Genomic DNA, 18,263 nt, shown 5'->3' on the forward strand with positions numbered 1-18,263 from the left:
CCCTAGGGCGCGCGGAAGTACGCCTGCGCGAACGGCCGGTCGAGCAGGTCGAGGTAGATCGGCGAGCGGTCGAGCCGCTCGAAGTGGGCGCGCATGGCCGCCTCGGCCGCATCCGCGTCGCCGAGGCGCAGCGCCTCGAGGATCGCGCGGTGCGCTTCGAGGTCCCAGTCCTCGGTCGTGCCGCTGCGCACCGAGGCGGTGCCCGTGAGCAGCGCGACCTTGTTCATGGGCCCGAGCATGAGGACGAGCGCGGGCTGGTGCGTGGCCCGCAGGATGCCCGCGTGGAACTCGGCGTGCGCGGCGTGCGCGGCCACGTCGTCCGCGGCGGCGATCGCCTCCATGAGCGCCCGCTCGGTGCGCTCGAGCTCGTCCCAGTCGGCCTGCGCGCCCGAGGCCGCCGCGAGCCGGACGAGCATGATCTCGACCGTCTGCCGCGCATCCATCACCTCGGCCACCGTGAGGCCGGAGCGCGACAGCAGCGCGACCATCGCCGTCGAGAACGCCTCGTCGCTCGGCTGCGCGACCATCGTGCCGCGGCCCTGCCGCACGCTCAGGAGTCCGCGGGCGACGAGCGCGCGCACCGCGTCGCGCAGCACCGTGCGGCTGACGCCGAGGATCGCGCACAGCTCTGGCTCGGTCGGGAGGATCGTGCCGGGGGCGAGCTCGCCGCTGAGGATCTGCTGCTCGAGCACGGCGACGACGCGGTCGCTCTTGAGGGCGCCGATCGCGGCGGCGGCGCTCGACCAGCCGTCGCGCACGGTTGCGCTCACACTCATCTGCACCTCCCGCGCCGCGTCCGATCGTAGCGAGGTGCCGCGCCGCGGTGAGACCCACGGCGCGGCACCCCGTCGGCCTCAGGCCGCGATCGTCTCGCTCTGGCGCGAGAGCACGCGGCCGGCGATGAGCCCGCCGACGACGCACAGCGCCATGATGATGCCGAGCAGGATCGGGATGACGAGCACCGCGCTGCCCACTGCGAGCGCGAGCCCAGCGGCGATCGAGGGCACGAAGCCGCCGATGAGGCCGCCGATGTTGTACGAGACGGCGACGCCCGAGTAGCGGTAGCGCGCCTCGAACAGCTCGGAGAGCATCGTGCCGAGCGGTCCGTAGGGGATGCCGAGGATGCCGATGCCGAGCGCGACCGCGACGATGACGAGCACCTCGACGCCCGAGCCCAGCATGAGCGCGATGGGCACGACGAGCACCACGGCGATGCCGCCGCCGAAGACGACGGTCTTCCAGGCGCCCCAGCGGTCGCCGAGCTTCGCGCCGATGTAGATGCCGATCGCCTCGAGCACCGCGCCGACCATCGTCGCGACGAGCAGCTTCCAGGGCTCCATGCCGAGCTCGCCGGTGCCGAAGTTCACGGCGTACGTCGTCATGAGGAAGAAGCCGCCCGAGGCGAACAGCACCGTCGCGATGACGATGAGCACCCGGCCGCCCGCGTGGCGGAAGACCTCGATGAGCGGCAGCTTCGCCTTCGGCTGCTCGGCGCGCTGCGTCTGCACGACGTCGGTGAACACCGGCGACTCCTCGACGCGGAGGCGCATGTAGAGGGCGATCGCGAGGAAGACGAACGAGAGCAGGAACGGGATGCGCCAGCCCCAGGCCATGAGGTCGTCCTCGGGCAGCAGCGTCACGAGTGCCACGATGCCGGAGGATGCGAGCGTGCCGGCGGGCGAGCCGTACTGCGGCATCGCGCCGTAGAACGCGCGCTGCTTGGCCGGCGCGTGCTCGACCGCGAGCAGCACGGCACCGCTCCACTCGCCGCCGAGCGAGAGGCCCTGGATGAAGCGCAGGGTCGTCAGCAGGATGGGCGCGGCGAAGCCGATCGCGTCGAAGGTCGGCAGGAGGCCGATGATGCCCGTCGAGAGGCCGATGACGAGCAGGGTCACGACGAGCGTCTTCTTGCGCCCGATCCTGTCGCCCAGGTGGCCGAAGATGATCGCGCCGACGGGACGGGCGACGAAGCCGATGCCGAAGGTGAGCAGGGCCAGCACCGTGCCGACGGCGGGGTCGAAGCTCGGGAAGAACAGCTCGTCGAACACGAGGGCGGCGAACAGGCCGTAGATGAAGTAGTCGTACCACTCCATCGCGGTGCCCATGAAGGATGTCGTGGCGACCCTGCGGAGGCGGCGCGTGTCGGCCGCCGCGCGAGGGTCGGTGTGCTGGGTGGTGGTTGGCGTCGTTGCCATGGTGTCTCCGTCTGGGAAGGGACCGGCGAGCGGATGCCGTCCGCCCGTCGCATTAGGTGATACATACTATGTTTGACGGACGGCTCGATTGCAAGACTCGTGGATGCACCAGGCGGGCCGCGCCACCGAAGGAGCTGTGATGAAGGTCGACCTCATCGTGCGGAACGCCCGCATCGACACACGGGATGCCTCGCGGCCGCGCGCGAGCGCCCTCGCGGTGCTGCACGGCCGGGTCGTGGCGCTCGACGACGAGGTCGACGGCCTCGAGGCGCGCGAGACGCTCGACGCGCGCGGCCTCGCGCTGCTCCCGGGATTCAACGACGTGCACACCCACAGCGTCTGGTTCGGCACGACGCTCATGGAGGCCGACCTCTCGGCCGTCGCCTCGCTCGACGACATCTACCGCGCGGTCGAGGCGCAGGCGCAGAGGACGGCCCCGGGCGAATGGGTGGTCGCCGCCGGCTACAACCCCGTGCTGCTCGACGGCGCCGTGCCCGACCGCGACGCCCTGGACCGCGCGAGCGGGGGCCGTCCCGTGTGGATCAAGCACGCATCCGGCCACTCGGGGCAGGCGTCGAGCGCCGCGATCGGGCTCGCGGGCGTCGACGCGCGCGCCGGTGAGCCGATGGAGGGCGGGCTCATCGTGCTGGGCGACGACGGACGCCCGACGGGCGTGCTCGAGGAGCGCGCCATGGCGCTCGTGCAGGCGATCCTGCTCCCCTACCCGCTCGCCTCGATCGAGCGGGCGCTCGAGCTCGCGACCGCGCAGTACGCCCGCGAGGGGCTCACGAGCGTGACGGATGCGGGGGTCGCGGCGGGCTGGATCGGGCACGCGCCCGCGGAGCTCGCCGCCTACCAGGCTGCGCGCGACGCCGGCCGCCTCCGCACCCGCATGCAGGTGATGCCGGTGATGGATGCGCTCTCCCCGATCCCGGGCCACGACGACGAGCCCGTGCGGCGCGGCTTCGGCGCCGGCATGCGCACGGGCTGGGGCGACGAGCGGCTGCAGCTCGGGCCCGTGAAGGTCTTCACCGACGGCTCGATCCTCGGCCGCACGGCGCAGATGCGCGACGAGTACGAGGGCTGCCCCGGCTATCACGGCTACCTGCAGGACGACCCCGACGCGATGCGCGGGCGCATCCTCGAGGCGGCGGCGGCGGGCTGGGCGCTCGCGCTCCACGCCGTCGGCGACGCCGCGCTCGACTTCGCGCTCGACGCGATCGAGGAGGCGACGCGCCGCCACGGCCGCCCGCCGGTGCCGAACCGCGTCGAGCACGGCATGGTCGTGCGCCCCGAGCAGCTCGAGCGGCTCGCGGCCCTCGGCATCGCGTGCGTCGTGCAGCCGAGCTTCATCCCCTCGTTCGGCGAGGGCATCCGCGGACCGGTCGGGCCGCAGCGCGGCGAGTGGTCGATCCGCGCGCGCTCGCAGCTCGACGCGGGCATGCCGCTCGCGTTCTCCTCCGACCGCCCGGTCGCGGCCGGCGCGCCGCTGCTCGGCATCCAGTCGTTCGTCGAGCGCCGCAGCGAGGAGGGCCGCATCTACGGCGAGCACGAGCGCATCAGCGTCGACGAGGCCGTGCACGCCGCCACGGTCGGCTCGGCGCAGGTCACCGGCCAGCAGGCGGTCAAGGGGCGGCTGGCGCCGGGGCAGCTCGCCGACATGGTGCTGCTCGAGGCGCATCCGGCGGAGGTCGCGACCGCCGACATCAGCGCGATCCCCGTCCGTGCGACCATCGCGGGCGGCACTTTCACGCACCGCGACGACGGCGTCTGACGCGCGCCGCGCATCCGGCACCATCGCATCCGCACCCCGCCACCGCATCCGCCACCGAGAGAGGCAGGCCCATGACCCCCACCGAGACGCAGCGCGTCGCCCTGGTCACAGGCGGCACCTCAGGCTTCGGCGTCACGATCGCCGCGCGTCTGCGGGCCGATGGCATGCGGGTGGCGGTGACGGGGCGGCACGCGCCGTCGCCCGAGGTGGCCGAGCAGCTGGGCGATGCGCTCTTCGTCGCGGGCGACCTGACCGAGCCGGGCGTGCCCGACCGCGTCGTGCGCGAGGTGGTGGATGCGCTCGGCCGGCTCGACGTGCTCGTCAACAATGCGGGGCGCAGGCACGCGGGCCTCATCGTCGACACCCCGCAGGAGGAGCTCGCCGACGTCTTCGCGCTCAACGCGATCGCGCCCATGCTCACGACCTCGGCGGCGGCGCGCGCGATGATCCCCACCGGTGGCGGCGCGATCATCACGATGGTGTCGCGCCTCGCGACCTCGGGCGTGCCGACGCTCACGGCCTACACGGCCTCGAAGGGCGCGCTCGCGGCCTACACGAAGGGCGCCGCGGTCGAGCTCGCGCCGCACAACATCCGCGTGAACGCCGTCGCGCCGGGCATGGCGCTCACGCCGCTCATCGAGGACTGGCTCGCCGACCAGCCCGACCCCGACGCGGCGCTCGCCGAGACGCTCGCCGACATCCCGCTCGGACGGCTCGCGACGCCCGACGACGTCGCGGCGGCCGTCGCCTACCTCGCCTCGCCCGAGGCCGCCTACGTCACGGGGGCCTCGATCGCGGTCGACGGCGGCTACACCGCCCGCTGACGCCCTCCGCACTCAACGGCCATGCAGCACCGATGTGCACGTCACGTGCACATCGGTCGCGCATGGCCGTTGAGAGGGGAGCTCCACTACGCCCGCGCCCGGCGTCGCCGCCGGATCACCAGCTCGGCGACCGCCAGGTTCACGAGCCACGCGGCGGTCATCGCGACCACCCGCGACGTCTGGTCGTCGGAGCCGTAGATGAGCGAGCCCGGGATCAGGGCGAAGGCCTGCGTGCCGGCGGCGACCCCGAGCGCATACGCGCGCGTCATCCACGCCCCGTGCACCGCGTACCGCCGCTGCACGAGTGCCCGCACCGCGAGCGCGAGCGTGACGACCATGAAGCCGCCGAAGATCCAGCGCACGACGAGCAGCGCCGGCCCGTCGCCGGGCGGCAGGTCGGAGAAGGTCGCCATCCAGAGCGCCGAGAGCGCCACGACGAAGCCCGCCGGGATGAGGACGTAGCCGGCCGCGCGATGCCAGCTGCGCCGCCCTCGCCGCAGCGCGGGCACGAACTGGAACGCGCCGACGACGCCGAACACGACCCCCGCCACGATGTGCGCGATGACCGGCAGCGGGAACTCGGTGAAGCGCGCAGCCTCGGGCATGATCGCCGGGCCGCCGCTCAGCTGCGTGAGCCGCAGCGCGCCGGTCGTGATCGGGATGCTCGTGAGCAGGATGAGCGCGGGCGGCACGAGCCAGATCCAGCGCCCGCCGCCGCCGGGCCCAGCTGTCGCCGCACGCGCCGGAGCTGTCTGTCCAGGGATCCTCGACACCGCCATCGCCGCCTCCGCATCAGGTGTACACCGGCGAGCGGCGCCCCGGAAGATCGGCCCTACTCGCCCCCGAGCCGCCCCGACATCCGCTCGCGCATCGAGGTCGACGCGGCGTTGAGCCCGTGCAGCTCGACACGCTTCCCGAGCCGCGCGTACTTCGTCTCGATCGCGTCGAGCGCCGCGACGGTCGAGGCGTCCCAGATGTGCGAGCGCGAGAGGTCGATGACGACGTGCTCGGGGTCGGCGGTGTAGGCGAACTGCGTCGTGAGGTCGTTCGACGAGGCGAAGAACAGCTCGCCCTCGACGGCGTAGTGCACCGCTTCGCCGCCATCCGACTCGCGCACCTCGCGCGTGACCGACTGGAAGTGCGCGACCCGGCGAGCGAAGAGCACCATCGCGGTCACGGTGCCGACGATCACGCCGATCGCGAGGTTGTGGGTGATGACGACGACCACGACGGTCACGACCATCACGAGCGTCTCCGACACGGGCATCCGCCCCAGGGTCGAGGGGCGGATGCTGTGCCAGTCGAACGTCGACACGACCACCATGATCATCACGGCCACGAGCGCCGCCATCGGGATGAGCGCGACGACGTCGCCGAGCACGACCGAGAGCACGAGCACGAACACGCCCGCGAGGAACGTGGAGACGCGCGAGCGGGCGCCCGAGACCTTGACGTTGATCATGGTCTGGCCGATGACCGCGCAGCCGCCCATGCCGCCGAAGAAGCCCGAGAGCAGGTTGGCGACGCCCTGGCCCCACGACTCGCGCGTCTTGTCCGAGCGGGTGTCGGTGATGTCGTCGACGAGCTTCGCCGTCAGCAGCGACTCCATGAGGCCGACGAGCGCCATCGCGAACGCGGTCGGGCCGATGATGCCGAGCGTCTCGAGGGTCAGCGGCACCTGCGGCACGAAGAGCTGGGGCAGCGCGCGCGGCAGCTCGCCCTGGTCGCCGACGCTCGGCACCGACCAGCCGAAGATCAGCACGGCGCCGGTGAGCACCACCACCGCGATGAGGGGCGACGGCACGACCTTCTGCAGCCGCGGCAGCAGCACGATGAGCGCGACGCCGACCGCGATGAGCGGGTAGACGAGCCACGGCACGTCGATCACGTGCGGCAGCTGCGCGAGCAGCACGAGGATCGCGAGCGCGTTGACGAAGCCGACCATGACGCTGCGCGGGATGAAGCGCATGAGGCGCGCGACGCCCAGCAGCGCGAGCGCGATCTGCAGCACGCCCGCGAGCAGCACGGTCGCGATGAAGTAGTCGAAGCCGTGCTCGCGCATGATCGGCGCGATCACGAGCGCGACGGCGCCCGTCGCTGCCGAGATCATCGCCGGCCGGCCGCCGGCGAACGCGATCGTCACCGCCATCACGAAGCTCGAGAAGAGCCCGACCGCCGGGTCGACGCCGGCGATGATCGAGAACGAGATCGCCTCGGGGATGAGCGCGAGCGCGACGACGAGGCCCGCGAGCGCCTCGCGGGTCAGCAGCCGCGGGCTGCGCATCACGGAGAGCACGGAGGGGTCGTCGCGGTAGCGCTCGCGCGCGGGTGCCGTGCTGGCCATGTCGGCTCCTGGGGTGGCGGATGCGCCGGGCGCGGCATCCGGGGATGGATCGGGATGCGCGTCCTCACGCGGGCCGCCCAGCCCCTGCGGGCCAGAATGGACGGCGGCCGCGCTGCGGCGGCACCTCGAGTCTACGCGTGCCCCTCCCCGCACCCGCAGGTCGAGGAGCGCGCGGTCATCACCCCGCAGGTCGAGGACCGCGCGGCGCCCCACCCCGCAGGTCGAGGAGCGCGCGGCGCAGCCGCACGCCTCACGAGAACGGATCCGCCCCGCAGCGCGCGCCCCCACCCCGCAGGTCGAGGAGCGCGCGGCCGGAGGCCGCACGCGTCACGAGACCGGAACCGCCCAGCAGCGCCCTCAGCGCAGCAGCACGAACGACCGCAGCGCGTGCGGACGCACATCGTGCGCCTCCACGAGCCCCCGCGACTCGTAGAAGGCCCGCTGCCCCGGCTCGTCGTCCGTCAGCAGCACGGTCTGCCGGATGCTGGCCGTCCGCTCGATGACGGCGTCGAGCAGCGCGCCGCCGATCCCGGCTCGCTGCTGCTGCGGCGCGACCAGGATGTCCTGGATGTAGGCGATCGTGAGCCCGTCGGAGACGGTCCGCACGAGCCCGAGGAGGGCGCCCGACGCATCCCGTGCGGTCAGGACGAGGTGCGAGCCGCGCACCGCAGCGACGAGTCGTTCGGCGTCGTCGGTGTACGCGGTCCATCCCACCGAGCGGTAGAGCGCGACGAGCTCATCCCGCGACGGCGTCTCCTCCGTGATCGTGCAGCGCATGGTGCGAGCCTGTCAGGCCTCAGCCGCACCCGCAGCCACAGCAGCGCCCGCCCGCGCCCGCGCCCGCTCGAGCTTCCGCCGCACGGCGGGCCAGAAGAGCGCGAGCGCGCCGGCCGCGATGCAGCTCGTGAGCACCTGCGCGCGACCGCTCTCGCTGCCGAGCATGATCACGACGATGCCGATGGCCGCGGCGATCAGCACCACGTTGAGCACCGGGAACATCCAGACCTTGAGCGTCAGCGCATCCTGCTCCTCCTGCGTCATCTTCGCGCGCAGGCGCCACTGCGTCACCGCGATGAAGACGAAGACGAACAGCGCCACGAGCCCCGTCGAGTTCATGATGAACTCGTAGATGCCCGAGCTCGGCGCGAGGAAGTTGACGAGCGTCGCGACGAGGCCGCCCACGGTGGATGCGATGACCGCGGCGACGGGCACGCCGCGCTTCGAGCGCTTGGACATGATGCGCGGCGCGAGCTGCTGCTCGGAGAGCGCGGCGAACATGCGCGAGGCCGAGTAGGTGCCGGAGTTCAGCACCGAGATGACGGCGGTGAAGATGACGAGCGTCATGATCTCCTCGGCGAACGGGATGCCGAGCAGGCTGAAGACGTAGGCGAACGGCGGGATCTCGTCGGGCGTCGGCAGCTGGTTCCAGGGCACGACCATGACGATGACGAGCACCGCGCCGACGTAGAAGAGCATGACGCGCCAGATGACGGTGTTCGCGGCCTTGCGGATGCCGCGGGCCGGGTCCTCGGACTCGGCGGCGGCCATGACGGCGATCTCGGCGCCGAAGTAGGCGAAGAGCACGAGCGCGATCGATGAGATGACGACGCCGAAGCCGTTGGGCATGAAGCCGCCGTGCTGCCAGAGGTTGGCCACCGACATCGTCGACTCGGGCCAGAGGCCGAGCGCGAACAGCAGGCCGGCGCCGAGGAAGACGACGATCGCGACGACCTTGATGCTCGCGAGCCAGAACTCCGTCTCGCCGAACGCGCGTAGGGAGATGAGGTTCGTGGTGACGAAGATGGCGAGCAGGATGAGCGACCCGGCCCACGCGGGCAGGGCCGGGAACCAGGCGTTCAGCATGCCGCCGCCGACGACCGCCTCGTAGGCGATGACGCCGACCCAGAAGTACCAGTAGAGCCAGCCGACGATGTAGGCGGCCCAGTCGCCGAGGCCGACGCGGGCGTACTCCATGAACGAGCCGACTGCGGGGCGCGCGGCCGCCATCTCGCCGAGCATCCGCATCGCCAGGAAGACGATGAGGCCGCCGCCGAGGTACGAGAGCGTCGCGGCCGGGCCGGCCGCGAGGATGACGTTCGCCGAGCCGACGAACAGGCTCGCGCCGATGATGCCGCCGAGCGCGATCATGGTCACGTGCCGCGAGCGCAGCTTCTTGCCGCCGGGCCGGCGGGGGCGGATGCGCGGGGCGCGTCGGGCGCGTCCGGGGCGACGGCGGTCGGCTGGTCGGCAGCGGGTTCGGTGGCCAAGAGGGCGCCTTCCTGATCTGATCGCGCCGGGCCGACGGGCCGCGGCGCGGTCCCAATCGTACGTATCAGACATCGCCGTCGGCGCATCCGCCCCCACACCCCGCCGGTCGAGGAGCGCTCGGCCGCAGGCCGACCGCGTCACGAGACCCCCGCACTTCCCGCGCCACCCCCACCCGCCGGTCGAGGAGCGCTCGCCCCACCCGCCGGTCGAGGAGCGCTCGGCCGCAGGCCGATCGCGTCACGAGACCCCGCCCCTCCGCGGCAACCCGACCCGCGCTACCGTTGCCCCGATGCCCTCCCCCACGACCCGCGTCGCCGCCCGCCGCGCGCTGCTCTCCCTGCTCGCCGACGCGCTCTTCGTCGTCCTCTTCGCGACCGTCGGGCGCAGCAGCCATGACGCGGCACTCACACCGCTGGGCATCGCCGAGACGGCGTGGCCATTCCTCGTGGCGCTCGGCGCGGGCTGGCTCGTGAGCCGAGCGTGGCGCGCGCCGCGCGCGCCGTGGCGCACCGGCGTGCCGGTCTGGCTCGTGACCGTCGCCGGCGGCATGCTGCTGCGCGCGCTGACCGGTCAGGGCACCGCGCTGCCGTTCATCGTCGTCGCGACGCTCGCGCTGCTCGTGCAGCTCGTCGGCTGGCGCCTCATCGCGACCTGGCGACCCCGCCGTGAGCGCGAGCGGGACGCCTCGACCGACAGCTAGCCGATCTCGGCCATCCGGCAGACCTCGCCGAACGGCACCACCACCATGGCGACGCGCGTCACCGCGGTGCCGTTGAAGCCGTGGTCGGCGCGATAGCTGAGCTCGAGCGATGCGGCCGCGCCACCTGAGTCGGGCGGCACGCCGACTCCCACGAGCGTCGTCCTGGCGTCGCCGGCCGCGAGAGCCTCGGGCAGCCGGATGGACAGCGGCCCGTACCTGTCGTAGTCCATTCCGACCACCTGGGCGTCCTGATCATCGGTGCTCCGCAGCTCGAGGCCGAGCAGCTCCATGTCGTCGGGCTGCACCAGCCGGGCGCTGACCACGTCGATCGCGGCGCCCGAGCGGTTCTGCACGGTGCTGACGCCGAAGACCGCCCGGCCCTGGGCGTCCGCCGGGGCGCACACCGTTGCCTGACCGTCATCCAAGGCGACGAGCGCACCCGCGTTCGCGGAGCAGCCGCCCAGGGGACCCGCCAGCAGGACGACGACGGCCAACGCGCAGCGCGGGCGCGGGCGCGAGCGCGAGCGCGAGCGGCGAGGGTGCGGGTTGTCCACGGCGCTCCGATCTGTTGGACGCACTGGCCAGTATCGCCCGCGCCTCGGCGCGGCCCCGGCGCAGGGGCTGACCCGTGTCAGTCCTTGCGGAAGTGCCGCCGCACCCGGTCGGCCTGCTCGGGCGTCAGGTGCCACTCGGTGCCGATCTCGTGCCCCTCGAACGGCCCGCCGCCGTCGGCGGGATTGCGCAGGAACCCGCGGATCTGCCTGCCCTTGCGGTCCATGCCCAGCTCGCGCGACAGCTCGACCGGCGTGATCGTCTCGTCCATGAGGCGACCGTACCCGCTCGCGCGCGGGTGCGGCGCCGCTCAGCCGCGCGACGCGAAGGCGAGCACGTGGCCGTCGAGGTCGAGGCAGTAGCCGGCCGCGTCGCCCCAGTCGCGCGGCTGCACGGCCGACAGCTCGGTCGCGCCGGCGGCCACGGCCGCCTCGAGCCGGCGCTCAGGCGCATCGACGAGCAGGTAGAGCTCGGCCCGCGGCACGCCAGCCGCCGCGGCAGGGTCGGGCATCGCCGGGAGCAGCCGACGGATGCCCGCCTCGGGCATGAGCCCCAGCACGGCGCCGCCCGGCAGGGCGAACTCCGTCATGCCCGGCACGTCGAGCCGCGGCCCGGCACCCAGCACCGCGCCGTAGAAGTCGCGCGCCCTCGCCTGGTCTTCGACGTACAGCACGAGGTGCGCGGCATGCATGCGAGCAGGCTACGCGCGCGCCGCCGCCTCCGGCGTCGTGACGGGCGCGTGCAGCAGTTCGCGCGTCTGCTCGCACCAGCGGATGCGGAGCTCGGCCTGGTCGATGAGGTGGTCGAAGGCGTGCGCCTTCAGTCGCGCGATGCGCTCGTGCGTCTCGGCCGGGCGGTGGTCGAGCCGCTCCTTGAGCAGCGGGGTGTCGCGCGCGAGCAGTGCGGTCCGGTGGGCCGACCACTGCTCGATGCGCTCGCGCAGCTCGGCGACGTGCTGCTCGAGCACCTGCGCCGCCTCGTCGGGGTCGGCGAGGTCGAAGAAGAGCGACTTCAGCAGCAGGCCGTCGCGCACCGCCGGCTCGGCGTGCGGCTCGCCGAGCCACCGCCGCAGCTCGTCCATGCCCGCGGCCGTCAGCGAGTAGTTCGTGCGCTTGAGCCGCTCGCCGCGCACCTGCTCCTCGCCCTCGATCCACCCCTCGGCCTCGAGCTTGCGTAGCAGGGGGTAGATCTGGCTCTGGGGTGCGGTCCAGACCCAGCGAGCGGTGCCGTCGAAGAAGCGGCAGAGCTCGTAGCCCGTCATCGGGCGTGCCTCGAGCACCCCGAGGATCGCGTGCGGCAGTGACATGGCATGGATGCTAGCCCACGACCCCTCTGCGTTGACATTTCTACGCATACATGTAGTCTCATGTCACCAACGAAGGGTGTCCCATGCACGACGAAGTGCGCCGCGAGCTCGCACGAGCCGCGCGAGCGGTGGCCAGCGCGCGGCTGAGCGACGCCTTCGGCCACGTCACCGTGCGCGAGGGCGACGCCCTGCTCATCACCGCACCCGTCCCGCTCGCCTTCCAGCGCGCCGACGACCTCACGCTCCTTCCCCTCGCCGCAGACGACCTGCCGCCGGGCACGCCCAAGGAGGCGTGGATCCACGTGGCGATCGCGCGAGCCGACGCCGCGACGGGCGCCGTCTGCCGCGCCCAGCCCCGCGCCGTCGCCAAGGCCATCGCCGCGGGCCTGCGCATCCGCGCCCTCGACGGGCAGGGCGCCATGCTCGGTGCCGAGGTGCCCGTGTACGACGACTCGCGGCTCGTCCGGGACGCCGACGCCGGCACGGCCGTCGCACGCGCGATCGGAGCGGCGCCCGCTGTCGTGCTGCGCGGCAACGGCGCGGTGACGCGCGGAGCGACCCTCGCCGAGGCGGTCGCCCGCATGTGGCTGCTCGAGCGCAGCGCCGAGCTCGCCCTCGCGGCCGGACCCGACGCATCCGCCCTGCCCGACCACGAGCAGGCATGGTGGCGCGAGCGCAGCGACGAGCTGCTGCCGCGCATGTACGACTTCCTCGTGCGCTCGCACGGGATGGACTGAGCCACGTGCTCGAGAGGGAAGGAGATCAAGGATGATCGAGCTCATCGACATCGCCTACGTGCGCTCCGGCACGTCGGACGCGAAGGAGGCCGTGCGCTTCGCGACCGAGATCGTGGGCATGGAGTACCAGGGCGAGGACGACGGCGTGCACTACCTGCGCGCCGACCACCGCCACCACTGCCTCGCGTACGTCGAGGGCGAGTCGGGCGTGCTCAGCTCGGGCCTCGTGCTGCTCGACAGCGCCGCGCTCGCGCAGGCCGAGGTCGAGCTGAACCTCGCCGGCATCGCGACGGTGCGCGGTACCGCCGAGGAGGCGCGCTCGCGCCGCGTGCGCGAGTTCATCTCGTTCGACGACCCGTGGGGCAACCGCTTCGACCTCGTCGTCGACCAGGTCAACGACGCCAACAAGGTGCAGTTCAGCCGCCACGCCGGTATCACCGAGTTCGGCCACCTGTGCGTCGACGCGCCCGACGTGCGCGCCGCCTACGAGTGGTGGAGCACCCACTTCAACATCAAGATCAGCGACTGGATCGGCGACGCCGCGGCGCTCATGCGCTTCGACCCGGTGCACCACAAGCTCGCCGTCTTCAAGGGCGACAAGCCCGGTCTGTGCCACATCAACTTCCAGGTCGAGTCGATCGACGACATCATGCGCAGCTGGAACTTCCTGCTCGACAACGGCGTCGAGATCGAGCAGGGCCCCGGCCGCCACCCGCAGTCGACGGCCATCTTCATCTACTTCAAGGGGCCGGAGGGCCTCACGTACGAGTACTCCTATGGCGTGCGCCGCATCGAGGACGACGCGACGTGGGTGCCGCGCTACTTCGACCCCGCGCACCCCAAGTCGATCGACATGTGGGGCGGCACCACGCAGCGCGCGTCGACGCAGTACCAGGTGCGCCGCCCGCTCGGCGCCCGCGCATCCGAAGCATCCGACGCCCCGGCCGAGGCCGTGACCGAGCGACAGGACGCCTGATGCCGCTCGTGCAGATCTCGATCGCCGAGGGCCGCAGCCAGGACGACCTGCGGAGCCTCATGGGCGAGGTGCACGAGGCCGTCGTGCGCGCGATCGGAGCGCCCGAGGCGAGCGTGCGGGTGCTCGTCACCGAGGTGCCGCCGACGCAGTGGCTCTCGGGCGGGCAGACGCTCGCCGAGAAGGCGGCCGCGGCCAAGGCCTGACCGGCAGCACGAGAGCGCCGCGCATCCGCGAGGGTGCGCGGCGCTCTCGCATGCCCCGTCGATGGATGCGTCGGCGCACGCGGAGGCGCATCGACGCGCGCAGAGGGCCGCAGGCGCACGCACAGAGGCCGCCCGTGCTCGGGCGGCCTCTGCGGGATCGGTCGGGGCAGGCGTCAGTGGGGCATCGCCGGCTGCATCTGCATGACGACCGCCTTGGGCTCGGTGAAGAACTCGCGGCTGAAGCTGCCGCCCTCGCGCCCCACGCCCGACATCTTCGCGCCGCCGAACGGGGCGCGCAGGTCGCGGATGAAGAAGCAGTTGACCCACACGGTGCCGACGACGAGGCGCGCCGAGACCCGGTGCGCCCTCGTCAGATCCTCGGTGAAGACCATCGCGTTGAGGCCGTAGGGGCTGTCGTTCACCTCGTGGACGACCTCCTCCTCGGTGTCGAACGGCGTGATCGTCACGATCGGCCCGAAGATTTCCTCGCGCTGGTGCGCCGAGTCGCGGTCGGGCTCGACGATCACGGTCGGCGTGACGAACCAGCCCTCGCCGAGCTCGCCCGTGAGCTGCTTGCCCTTCGACTCGTGGATCGAGTCGAAGTAGCCGCGCACCTTCGTGTAGTGCACGCCGCTCGACATCGGGCCGATCTGCGTCTTCGGGTCCTTCGGGTCGCCGACGACCATCGCCTTCGCGGCAGCGGTGAAGCGCTCGACGAACTCGTCGACGAGCGGGCGCTCGACGTAGATGCGGCTGCCCGCGAGGCACACCTGGCCGCCGTTGGTGAAGATCGCCTTGATCGACCACGCGATCGCGTTGTCGAGGTCGGCGTCGGCGAAGACGACGTTGGCGCCCTTGCCGCCCAGCTCGAGGCTCACCGGCACGAGGTTCGCGGCCGCTGCGCGGGCGATGACCTTGCCGGTGTTCGACTCGCCCGTGAAGGTGATGCGGTCGACGAGCGGATGCTCGGTGAGGGCCGAGCCCACCGAGTCCGGCCCGTAGCCGTGCACGACGTTGAAGACGCCCGGCGGGATGCCGGCCTCGAGCGCGAGCCGCGCCATGATCGTCGCCGAGACCGGGGAGTCCTCGGCGGGCTTCAGCACGACGGTGTTGCCCCACGCGAGCGCCGGCGCCACCTTCCAGCTCTCGAGCATCATCGGGAAGTTCCACGGCGCGATCGCCACCACGACGCCCGCGGCGTCGTAGCGCGTGTAGGTGTGGTGGCCCGAGTCCATCGGCAGCACCTCGCCGGGCGTGAGCGCGGCGTGGTCGGCGAAGAAGCGGAAGTTCTGCGCCGTCCGCGGCACGTCGTTGCCGCGGCTCTGCGTGATGGGCTTGCCCATGTCACGGGTGTCGGCCATCGCGAGCTCGTCGCCGTGCTCCTCGATGAGGTCGGCGAAGCGGTGGATGAGGCGGCGGCGCTCGCCCGCGCTCATGCGGGGCCACGGCCCCTCGTCGAACGCCTTCCGCGCCGCCCTGACGGCGAGGTCGGCCTCGACGGCGGTGCCGAGCGCGATCTGCGCCCAGGGCTCGCGCGTGTACGGGTCGATGCTGGTGAAGACGTGCCCGTCGGCCGACTGCACTTCCTCGCCGTCGATCACATGACCGAAGGTCTCCATGGGGTTCCTCTCTGCTGCAAGGGGGTGGCGGTGGGGCGGCCGGGGCCGCCCCACCGCGGGTTCGGTGCTGGCCGGATCAGCCCTGCGTGACGGCCATCGCGTCGAGGTCGACGGGCTCCTGGAGCGCGCCGAGCTCGACCATGAGGTCGTTCCACACCTGCAGGTCGTCGGCCGAGGGGCCGCCCTCGACCCACGTGGGGGCGTTGAGCTGCTGCGCGACCTCGGCGGTCGTCTGGCTGTAGCCGGTCACGAGCTCGCGGGCGATGTCGGGGTCGGCGGCGAGGTCGGCGTTCGCGCGCTCGATGGCACGCTGGAAGGCGGCGACGGTGTTGGGGTTCGCGTCGACGAACTCGCGGGTCATGCCGATGCCCGAGACGGGGATCTCGGCGGTCGGGCCGGCGTAGGTCGAGAAGACCTTCTGCGCCCCGTTGGCCTCGAGGCCCGTGAGGAACGGCTCGACGACCCAGACCGCATCCACACCGCCGGAGGCGAGGGTCGGGCCCATGTCGGGGAAGGGCAGCTCGATGAACTGCACCGAGCTCGCGTCGACGCCGGCCTCGGCGAGCTGCGCCTTGATCGTGAGGTCACCGGTGTTGTTGAGCGTGTTGACGGCGATGGTCGCGCCCTCGAGGTCCTCGATCGAGGCGATGTCGCTGCCCTCGGCGACGTAGACGCCCGCGGTCTCCTCGGTGCCCTCGATGCCCATCGCGACGATGCTCATCTCGACGCCGCTCGCCTGGGCGAGCAGGAACGACGGGTAGGTCGCGAAGGCGGCCTGCATCTCGCCGGCGATCATCGCGGGCACGGCGGCGGCGCCGCCCTGCGCGGGCTGCGCGGTGACGTCGAGGCCCTCCTCCTCGAAGTAGCCGGCCTCGATCGCCTGGAAGACCGAGGCGTGGTCGATGACGGGCACGATGCCGACGAGCAGCTCGGTCGTCTCGAGCGCGCCCGACTCGCTCGCGTCCGGCGCCGGTGCCGGGGTCTGGGTCGCCGTCGACGTCGAGCAGCCGGCGAGGCCGAGGGCCGCAGCGGCGAGCAGCGCGACCGCGCCGGCGGCGCGGCGTCGCGTGGTGGTGGTGTGCATGGTTCCTCCTTGAACGTGCATGGATGGGATGGGGTGGGTCGGGGTGGACGGGTGAGGGACTACATGAGGTGCGACGCCATGGCGCCGTGCACCGCGAGCGTCGTGCCCGAGGTGTGGGCAGCGGCGTCGGAGGCGGCGAAGACGATGGTGCGGGCGATGTCGTCGGCCGTGCCGGGACGGCCGAGCGCGATGCCGCGTACCTCGCGGATGTGGTGCTCGACCGCGGCCTCGCGCTCGAGGCCGTAGCGCGCGGCGATGCCGTCGATGAAGCCGCCGGGCGCATCCCACATGGGCGTGCGCGTGGGACCGGGCGCGACCGCGAGCACGCGCACGCCTGCGGGTCCGTACTCGGTGGCGAGGGCGCCGGTGAGCGACAGGAGCGCGGCCTTCGAGGCCGCATAGTCGACGAGCATCGGCTCGGGGTAGCGGCCCGAGGTCGACGCGACGTTCACGATCACCCCGCCGCGGTCGGCGAGCGCCGGCAGCGCCGCGCGGCAGAGCCGCACGGGCGTCAGCAGGTTGAGCTCGAGCGTCGCTCGCCAGTCCTCCGGCGTCGTCTGCGCGAAGCCGTCGCGCACGGGCGCCGCGGCGGCGTTGTTGACGAGGATGTCGAGGCCGCCGAACCGCGACTCGGCGAGCGCGACGGCCTCGTCGGGCGTCGCGTCGTCGAGCAGGTCGCGCTCGAGCACGGCGATGCGGTCGCCCTGCTCGTCCGCGAGCGCGGATGCGGCGCCCGGCGTGCGCTCGACCGCGACCACTCGCGCGCCCTCGGCGAGCAGCAGCCGCACCGTCGCGGCGCCGATGCCGCCGCCGGCGCCCGTCACGATCGCGACGCGGCCCTCGAGCCCCAGGTTCATGCTGCGGCGGGGGCGTGCGCCGCGGCGTGCGCCTCGGGATCGCCGTGCGGCGCCGAGCGGATGAGCCGCGCGGCCTCGCCGCGCAGGCGGATGAACTCGGGGTGCTCCTTCGTGGCGATCTGGTCGCGCTCGGCCGGCAGGTCGACGTCGAGCACGGTCTGCACGAAGGTCGGCGGCTTCGACAGCACGACGACGCGGTCGGCGAGATAGACGCTCTCGTCGATGTCGTGCGTGACGAAGAGGATCGTCATGCCGAAGCGCGCCTTGACGGCGAGCACGAGGTCCTCGAGCTCCTCGCGCGTCTGCGCGTCGACGGAGGCGAAGGGCTCGTCCATCAGCAGGATCTTGGGCCGGTAGGCGAGGGCCCGCGCGATCGCGACGCGCTGCTGCATGCCGCCGGAGAGCTGCGAGGGGTAGCGGTCCTCGAAGCCCGTGAGGCCGACGGCCGCGATCGAATCGCGCACGCGCGCCGCGATGTCGTCCTTCTCGAGCCCGTGGCCGCGCAGCGGGAAGACGACGTTCGCCTCGACGCTGAGCCAGGGGAAGAGCGAGCCGCGGTAGTCCTGGAACACCATCGCGAGCCCCTCCGGCACGCCGACGATGCGATCGCCCTCGAGCGAGACAGCGCCGCCGCTGGGCTCCATGAGCCCGGCCATCGTGCGCAGCAGCGTGGTCTTGCCGCAGCCCGAGGGGCCGACGATCGAGACCAGCTCGCCCGGCCGCACGCTGAACGAGATGTCGAGCAGCGCCCGGTGCGCCTTCGCGCCGGCACCGTAGGTGTGGGTCAGCTGTGCCACATCGAGCATCGCCATGATCGGGTCCTT

General features: G+C 72.6%; 20 protein-coding genes. 6 read left to right on the forward strand and 14 right to left on the reverse strand.

Annotated elements, in window-relative coordinates; all coding sequences use genetic code 11:
* Positions 1–2: 2 nt before the first annotated feature.
* Both BLT67_RS06150 and BLT67_RS06155 read right to left on the reverse strand, forming a co-directional pair.
* Complete coding sequence (locus BLT67_RS06150; protein ID WP_092666199.1) at positions 3–776, reverse strand: FadR/GntR family transcriptional regulator; 774 nt, start codon at positions 774–776, stop codon at positions 3–5.
* A gap of 78 nt (positions 777–854) precedes the next feature.
* Entirely contained in the window at positions 855–2,195 is a 1,341-nt protein-coding gene (locus tag BLT67_RS06155; RefSeq protein ID WP_092666200.1) for an MFS transporter, read from the reverse strand.
* 139 nt (positions 2,196–2,334) lie between these two features.
* On the opposite strand from BLT67_RS06155, the gene BLT67_RS06160 reads away from it, so the two are divergent.
* Positions 2,335–3,969, forward strand: a complete 1,635-nt coding sequence (locus BLT67_RS06160; protein ID WP_092666201.1) for an amidohydrolase — start codon at positions 2,335–2,337, stop codon at positions 3,967–3,969.
* Between the two features lie 71 nt (positions 3,970–4,040).
* Positions 4,041–4,793 (forward strand): SDR family NAD(P)-dependent oxidoreductase, encoded by a 753-nt coding sequence (locus tag BLT67_RS06165; protein ID WP_092666202.1) that lies wholly within the window; start codon positions 4,041–4,043, stop codon positions 4,791–4,793.
* A gap of 86 nt (positions 4,794–4,879) precedes the next feature.
* Here the strand turns inward: BLT67_RS06165 and BLT67_RS06170 are convergent, their stop codons facing one another.
* The 4 genes from BLT67_RS06170 to BLT67_RS06185 all read right to left on the reverse strand — a co-directional run bounded on the left by BLT67_RS06170 (position 4,880) and on the right by BLT67_RS06185 (position 9,285).
* Positions 4,880–5,485: a DUF2306 domain-containing protein gene (locus tag BLT67_RS06170; protein WP_231945608.1), complete on the reverse strand. Its 606-nt coding sequence runs from the start codon at positions 5,483–5,485 to the stop codon at positions 4,880–4,882.
* A gap of 140 nt (positions 5,486–5,625) precedes the next feature.
* On the reverse strand, positions 5,626–7,137 hold the full coding sequence (locus BLT67_RS06175) for a SulP family inorganic anion transporter (RefSeq protein ID WP_092666204.1): 1,512 nt from the start codon (positions 7,135–7,137) through the stop codon (positions 5,626–5,628).
* 357 nt (positions 7,138–7,494) lie between these two features.
* Complete coding sequence (locus BLT67_RS06180; protein WP_092666205.1) at positions 7,495–7,914, reverse strand: GNAT family N-acetyltransferase; 420 nt, start codon at positions 7,912–7,914, stop codon at positions 7,495–7,497.
* A gap of 12 nt (positions 7,915–7,926) precedes the next feature.
* On the reverse strand, positions 7,927–9,285 hold the full coding sequence (locus BLT67_RS06185) for an amino acid permease (RefSeq protein ID WP_092666206.1): 1,359 nt from the start codon (positions 9,283–9,285) through the stop codon (positions 7,927–7,929).
* 409 nt (positions 9,286–9,694) lie between these two features.
* Here BLT67_RS06185 and BLT67_RS06190 point away from each other — a divergent pair, with 409 nt between their 5' ends.
* Positions 9,695–10,105: a DUF3054 domain-containing protein gene (locus BLT67_RS06190; protein ID WP_092666207.1), complete on the forward strand. Its 411-nt coding sequence runs from the start codon at positions 9,695–9,697 to the stop codon at positions 10,103–10,105.
* Here BLT67_RS06190 and BLT67_RS06195 read toward each other — a convergent pair.
* From BLT67_RS06195 to BLT67_RS06210, 4 genes are all read right to left on the reverse strand, one after another.
* Positions 10,102–10,659, reverse strand: a complete 558-nt coding sequence (locus BLT67_RS06195; RefSeq protein WP_157674220.1) for a hypothetical protein — start codon at positions 10,657–10,659, stop codon at positions 10,102–10,104. The two genes, BLT67_RS06190 and BLT67_RS06195, sit on opposite strands and share 4 nt — an antisense overlap.
* A 77-nt stretch (positions 10,660–10,736) precedes the next feature.
* A complete protein-coding gene (locus BLT67_RS06200; protein ID WP_092666209.1) occupies positions 10,737–10,928 on the reverse strand; it encodes a hypothetical protein in 192 nt (63 codons plus the stop codon).
* 39 nt (positions 10,929–10,967) lie between these two features.
* Positions 10,968–11,348 (reverse strand): VOC family protein, encoded by a 381-nt coding sequence (locus tag BLT67_RS06205; RefSeq protein WP_092666210.1) that lies wholly within the window; start codon positions 11,346–11,348, stop codon positions 10,968–10,970.
* A 9-nt stretch (positions 11,349–11,357) separates the two neighbouring features.
* Positions 11,358–11,963: a helix-turn-helix transcriptional regulator gene (locus BLT67_RS06210; RefSeq protein WP_092666211.1), complete on the reverse strand. Its 606-nt coding sequence runs from the start codon at positions 11,961–11,963 to the stop codon at positions 11,358–11,360.
* 83 nt (positions 11,964–12,046) lie between these two features.
* On the opposite strand from BLT67_RS06210, the gene BLT67_RS06215 reads away from it, so the two are divergent.
* From BLT67_RS06215 to BLT67_RS06225, 3 genes are read left to right on the forward strand one after another with little or no spacing between them, the layout of a single operon-like run.
* Complete coding sequence (locus tag BLT67_RS06215) at positions 12,047–12,700, forward strand: class II aldolase/adducin family protein (RefSeq protein WP_092666212.1); 654 nt, start codon at positions 12,047–12,049, stop codon at positions 12,698–12,700.
* 31 nt (positions 12,701–12,731) lie between these two features.
* A complete protein-coding gene (locus tag BLT67_RS06220; RefSeq protein WP_092666213.1) occupies positions 12,732–13,676 on the forward strand; it encodes a VOC family protein in 945 nt (314 codons plus the stop codon).
* Positions 13,676–13,879 carry a tautomerase family protein gene (locus BLT67_RS06225; protein WP_092666214.1) on the forward strand — a complete coding sequence of 68 codons (204 nt, stop codon included), beginning with the start codon at positions 13,676–13,678 and terminating at the stop codon, positions 13,877–13,879. The genes BLT67_RS06220 and BLT67_RS06225 overlap by 1 nt, the downstream gene beginning before the upstream one ends.
* A gap of 173 nt (positions 13,880–14,052) precedes the next feature.
* Here the strand turns inward: BLT67_RS06225 and BLT67_RS06230 are convergent, their stop codons facing one another.
* The 4 genes from BLT67_RS06230 to BLT67_RS06245 all read right to left on the reverse strand — a co-directional run bounded on the left by BLT67_RS06230 (position 14,053) and on the right by BLT67_RS06245 (position 18,251).
* Entirely contained in the window at positions 14,053–15,498 is a 1,446-nt protein-coding gene (locus BLT67_RS06230) for an aldehyde dehydrogenase (protein ID WP_092666215.1), read from the reverse strand.
* Positions 15,499–15,574: 76 nt separating this feature from the next.
* Positions 15,575–16,582: an ABC transporter substrate-binding protein gene (locus BLT67_RS06235; protein ID WP_157674222.1), complete on the reverse strand. Its 1,008-nt coding sequence runs from the start codon at positions 16,580–16,582 to the stop codon at positions 15,575–15,577.
* A gap of 59 nt (positions 16,583–16,641) precedes the next feature.
* The gene (locus tag BLT67_RS06240; RefSeq protein WP_092666217.1) at positions 16,642–17,439 is read right to left on the reverse strand and encodes an SDR family NAD(P)-dependent oxidoreductase; all 798 of its coding nucleotides are present in this window, start codon (positions 17,437–17,439) and stop codon (positions 16,642–16,644) included.
* On the reverse strand, positions 17,436–18,251 hold the full coding sequence (locus BLT67_RS06245; RefSeq protein WP_197674439.1) for an ABC transporter ATP-binding protein: 816 nt from the start codon (positions 18,249–18,251) through the stop codon (positions 17,436–17,438). Before BLT67_RS06245 ends, BLT67_RS06240 begins: the two co-directional genes overlap by 4 nt.
* Between the last annotated feature and the right edge of the window lie 12 nt (positions 18,252–18,263).

The organism is Agrococcus carbonis, from assembly GCF_900104705.1.
GTDB lineage: Bacteria > Actinomycetota > Actinomycetes > Actinomycetales > Microbacteriaceae > Agrococcus > Agrococcus carbonis.

Excerpts from the sequence above, each read along its gene's own strand:
- BLT67_RS06150 (WP_092666199.1), bottom strand. The coding sequence starts at position 776 with ATGAGTGTGAGCGCAACCGTGCGCGACGGCTGGTCGAGCGCCGCCGCC.
- BLT67_RS06155 (WP_092666200.1), bottom strand. The coding sequence starts at position 2,195 with ATGGCAACGACGCCAACCACCACCCAGCACACCGACCCTCGCGCGGCG.
- BLT67_RS06160 (WP_092666201.1), top strand. The coding sequence starts at position 2,335 with ATGAAGGTCGACCTCATCGTGCGGAACGCCCGCATCGACACACGGGAT.
- BLT67_RS06165 (WP_092666202.1), top strand. The coding sequence starts at position 4,041 with ATGACCCCCACCGAGACGCAGCGCGTCGCCCTGGTCACAGGCGGCACC.
- BLT67_RS06175 (WP_092666204.1), bottom strand. The coding sequence starts at position 7,137 with ATGGCCAGCACGGCACCCGCGCGCGAGCGCTACCGCGACGACCCCTCC.
- BLT67_RS06180 (WP_092666205.1), bottom strand. The coding sequence starts at position 7,914 with ATGCGCTGCACGATCACGGAGGAGACGCCGTCGCGGGATGAGCTCGTC.
- BLT67_RS06185 (WP_092666206.1), bottom strand. The coding sequence starts at position 9,285 with ATGATCGCGCTCGGCGGCATCATCGGCGCGAGCCTGTTCGTCGGCTCG.
- BLT67_RS06190 (WP_092666207.1), top strand. The coding sequence starts at position 9,695 with ATGCCCTCCCCCACGACCCGCGTCGCCGCCCGCCGCGCGCTGCTCTCC.
- BLT67_RS06200 (WP_092666209.1), bottom strand. The coding sequence starts at position 10,928 with ATGGACGAGACGATCACGCCGGTCGAGCTGTCGCGCGAGCTGGGCATG.
- BLT67_RS06205 (WP_092666210.1), bottom strand. The coding sequence starts at position 11,348 with ATGCATGCCGCGCACCTCGTGCTGTACGTCGAAGACCAGGCGAGGGCG.
- BLT67_RS06210 (WP_092666211.1), bottom strand. The coding sequence starts at position 11,963 with ATGTCACTGCCGCACGCGATCCTCGGGGTGCTCGAGGCACGCCCGATG.
- BLT67_RS06215 (WP_092666212.1), top strand. The coding sequence starts at position 12,047 with ATGCACGACGAAGTGCGCCGCGAGCTCGCACGAGCCGCGCGAGCGGTG.
- BLT67_RS06220 (WP_092666213.1), top strand. The coding sequence starts at position 12,732 with ATGATCGAGCTCATCGACATCGCCTACGTGCGCTCCGGCACGTCGGAC.
- BLT67_RS06225 (WP_092666214.1), top strand. The coding sequence starts at position 13,676 with ATGCCGCTCGTGCAGATCTCGATCGCCGAGGGCCGCAGCCAGGACGAC.
- BLT67_RS06230 (WP_092666215.1), bottom strand. The coding sequence starts at position 15,498 with ATGGAGACCTTCGGTCATGTGATCGACGGCGAGGAAGTGCAGTCGGCC.
- BLT67_RS06235 (WP_157674222.1), bottom strand. The coding sequence starts at position 16,582 with ATGCACACCACCACCACGCGACGCCGCGCCGCCGGCGCGGTCGCGCTG.
- BLT67_RS06240 (WP_092666217.1), bottom strand. The coding sequence starts at position 17,439 with ATGAACCTGGGGCTCGAGGGCCGCGTCGCGATCGTGACGGGCGCCGGC.
- BLT67_RS06245 (WP_197674439.1), bottom strand. The coding sequence starts at position 18,251 with ATGGCGATGCTCGATGTGGCACAGCTGACCCACACCTACGGTGCCGGC.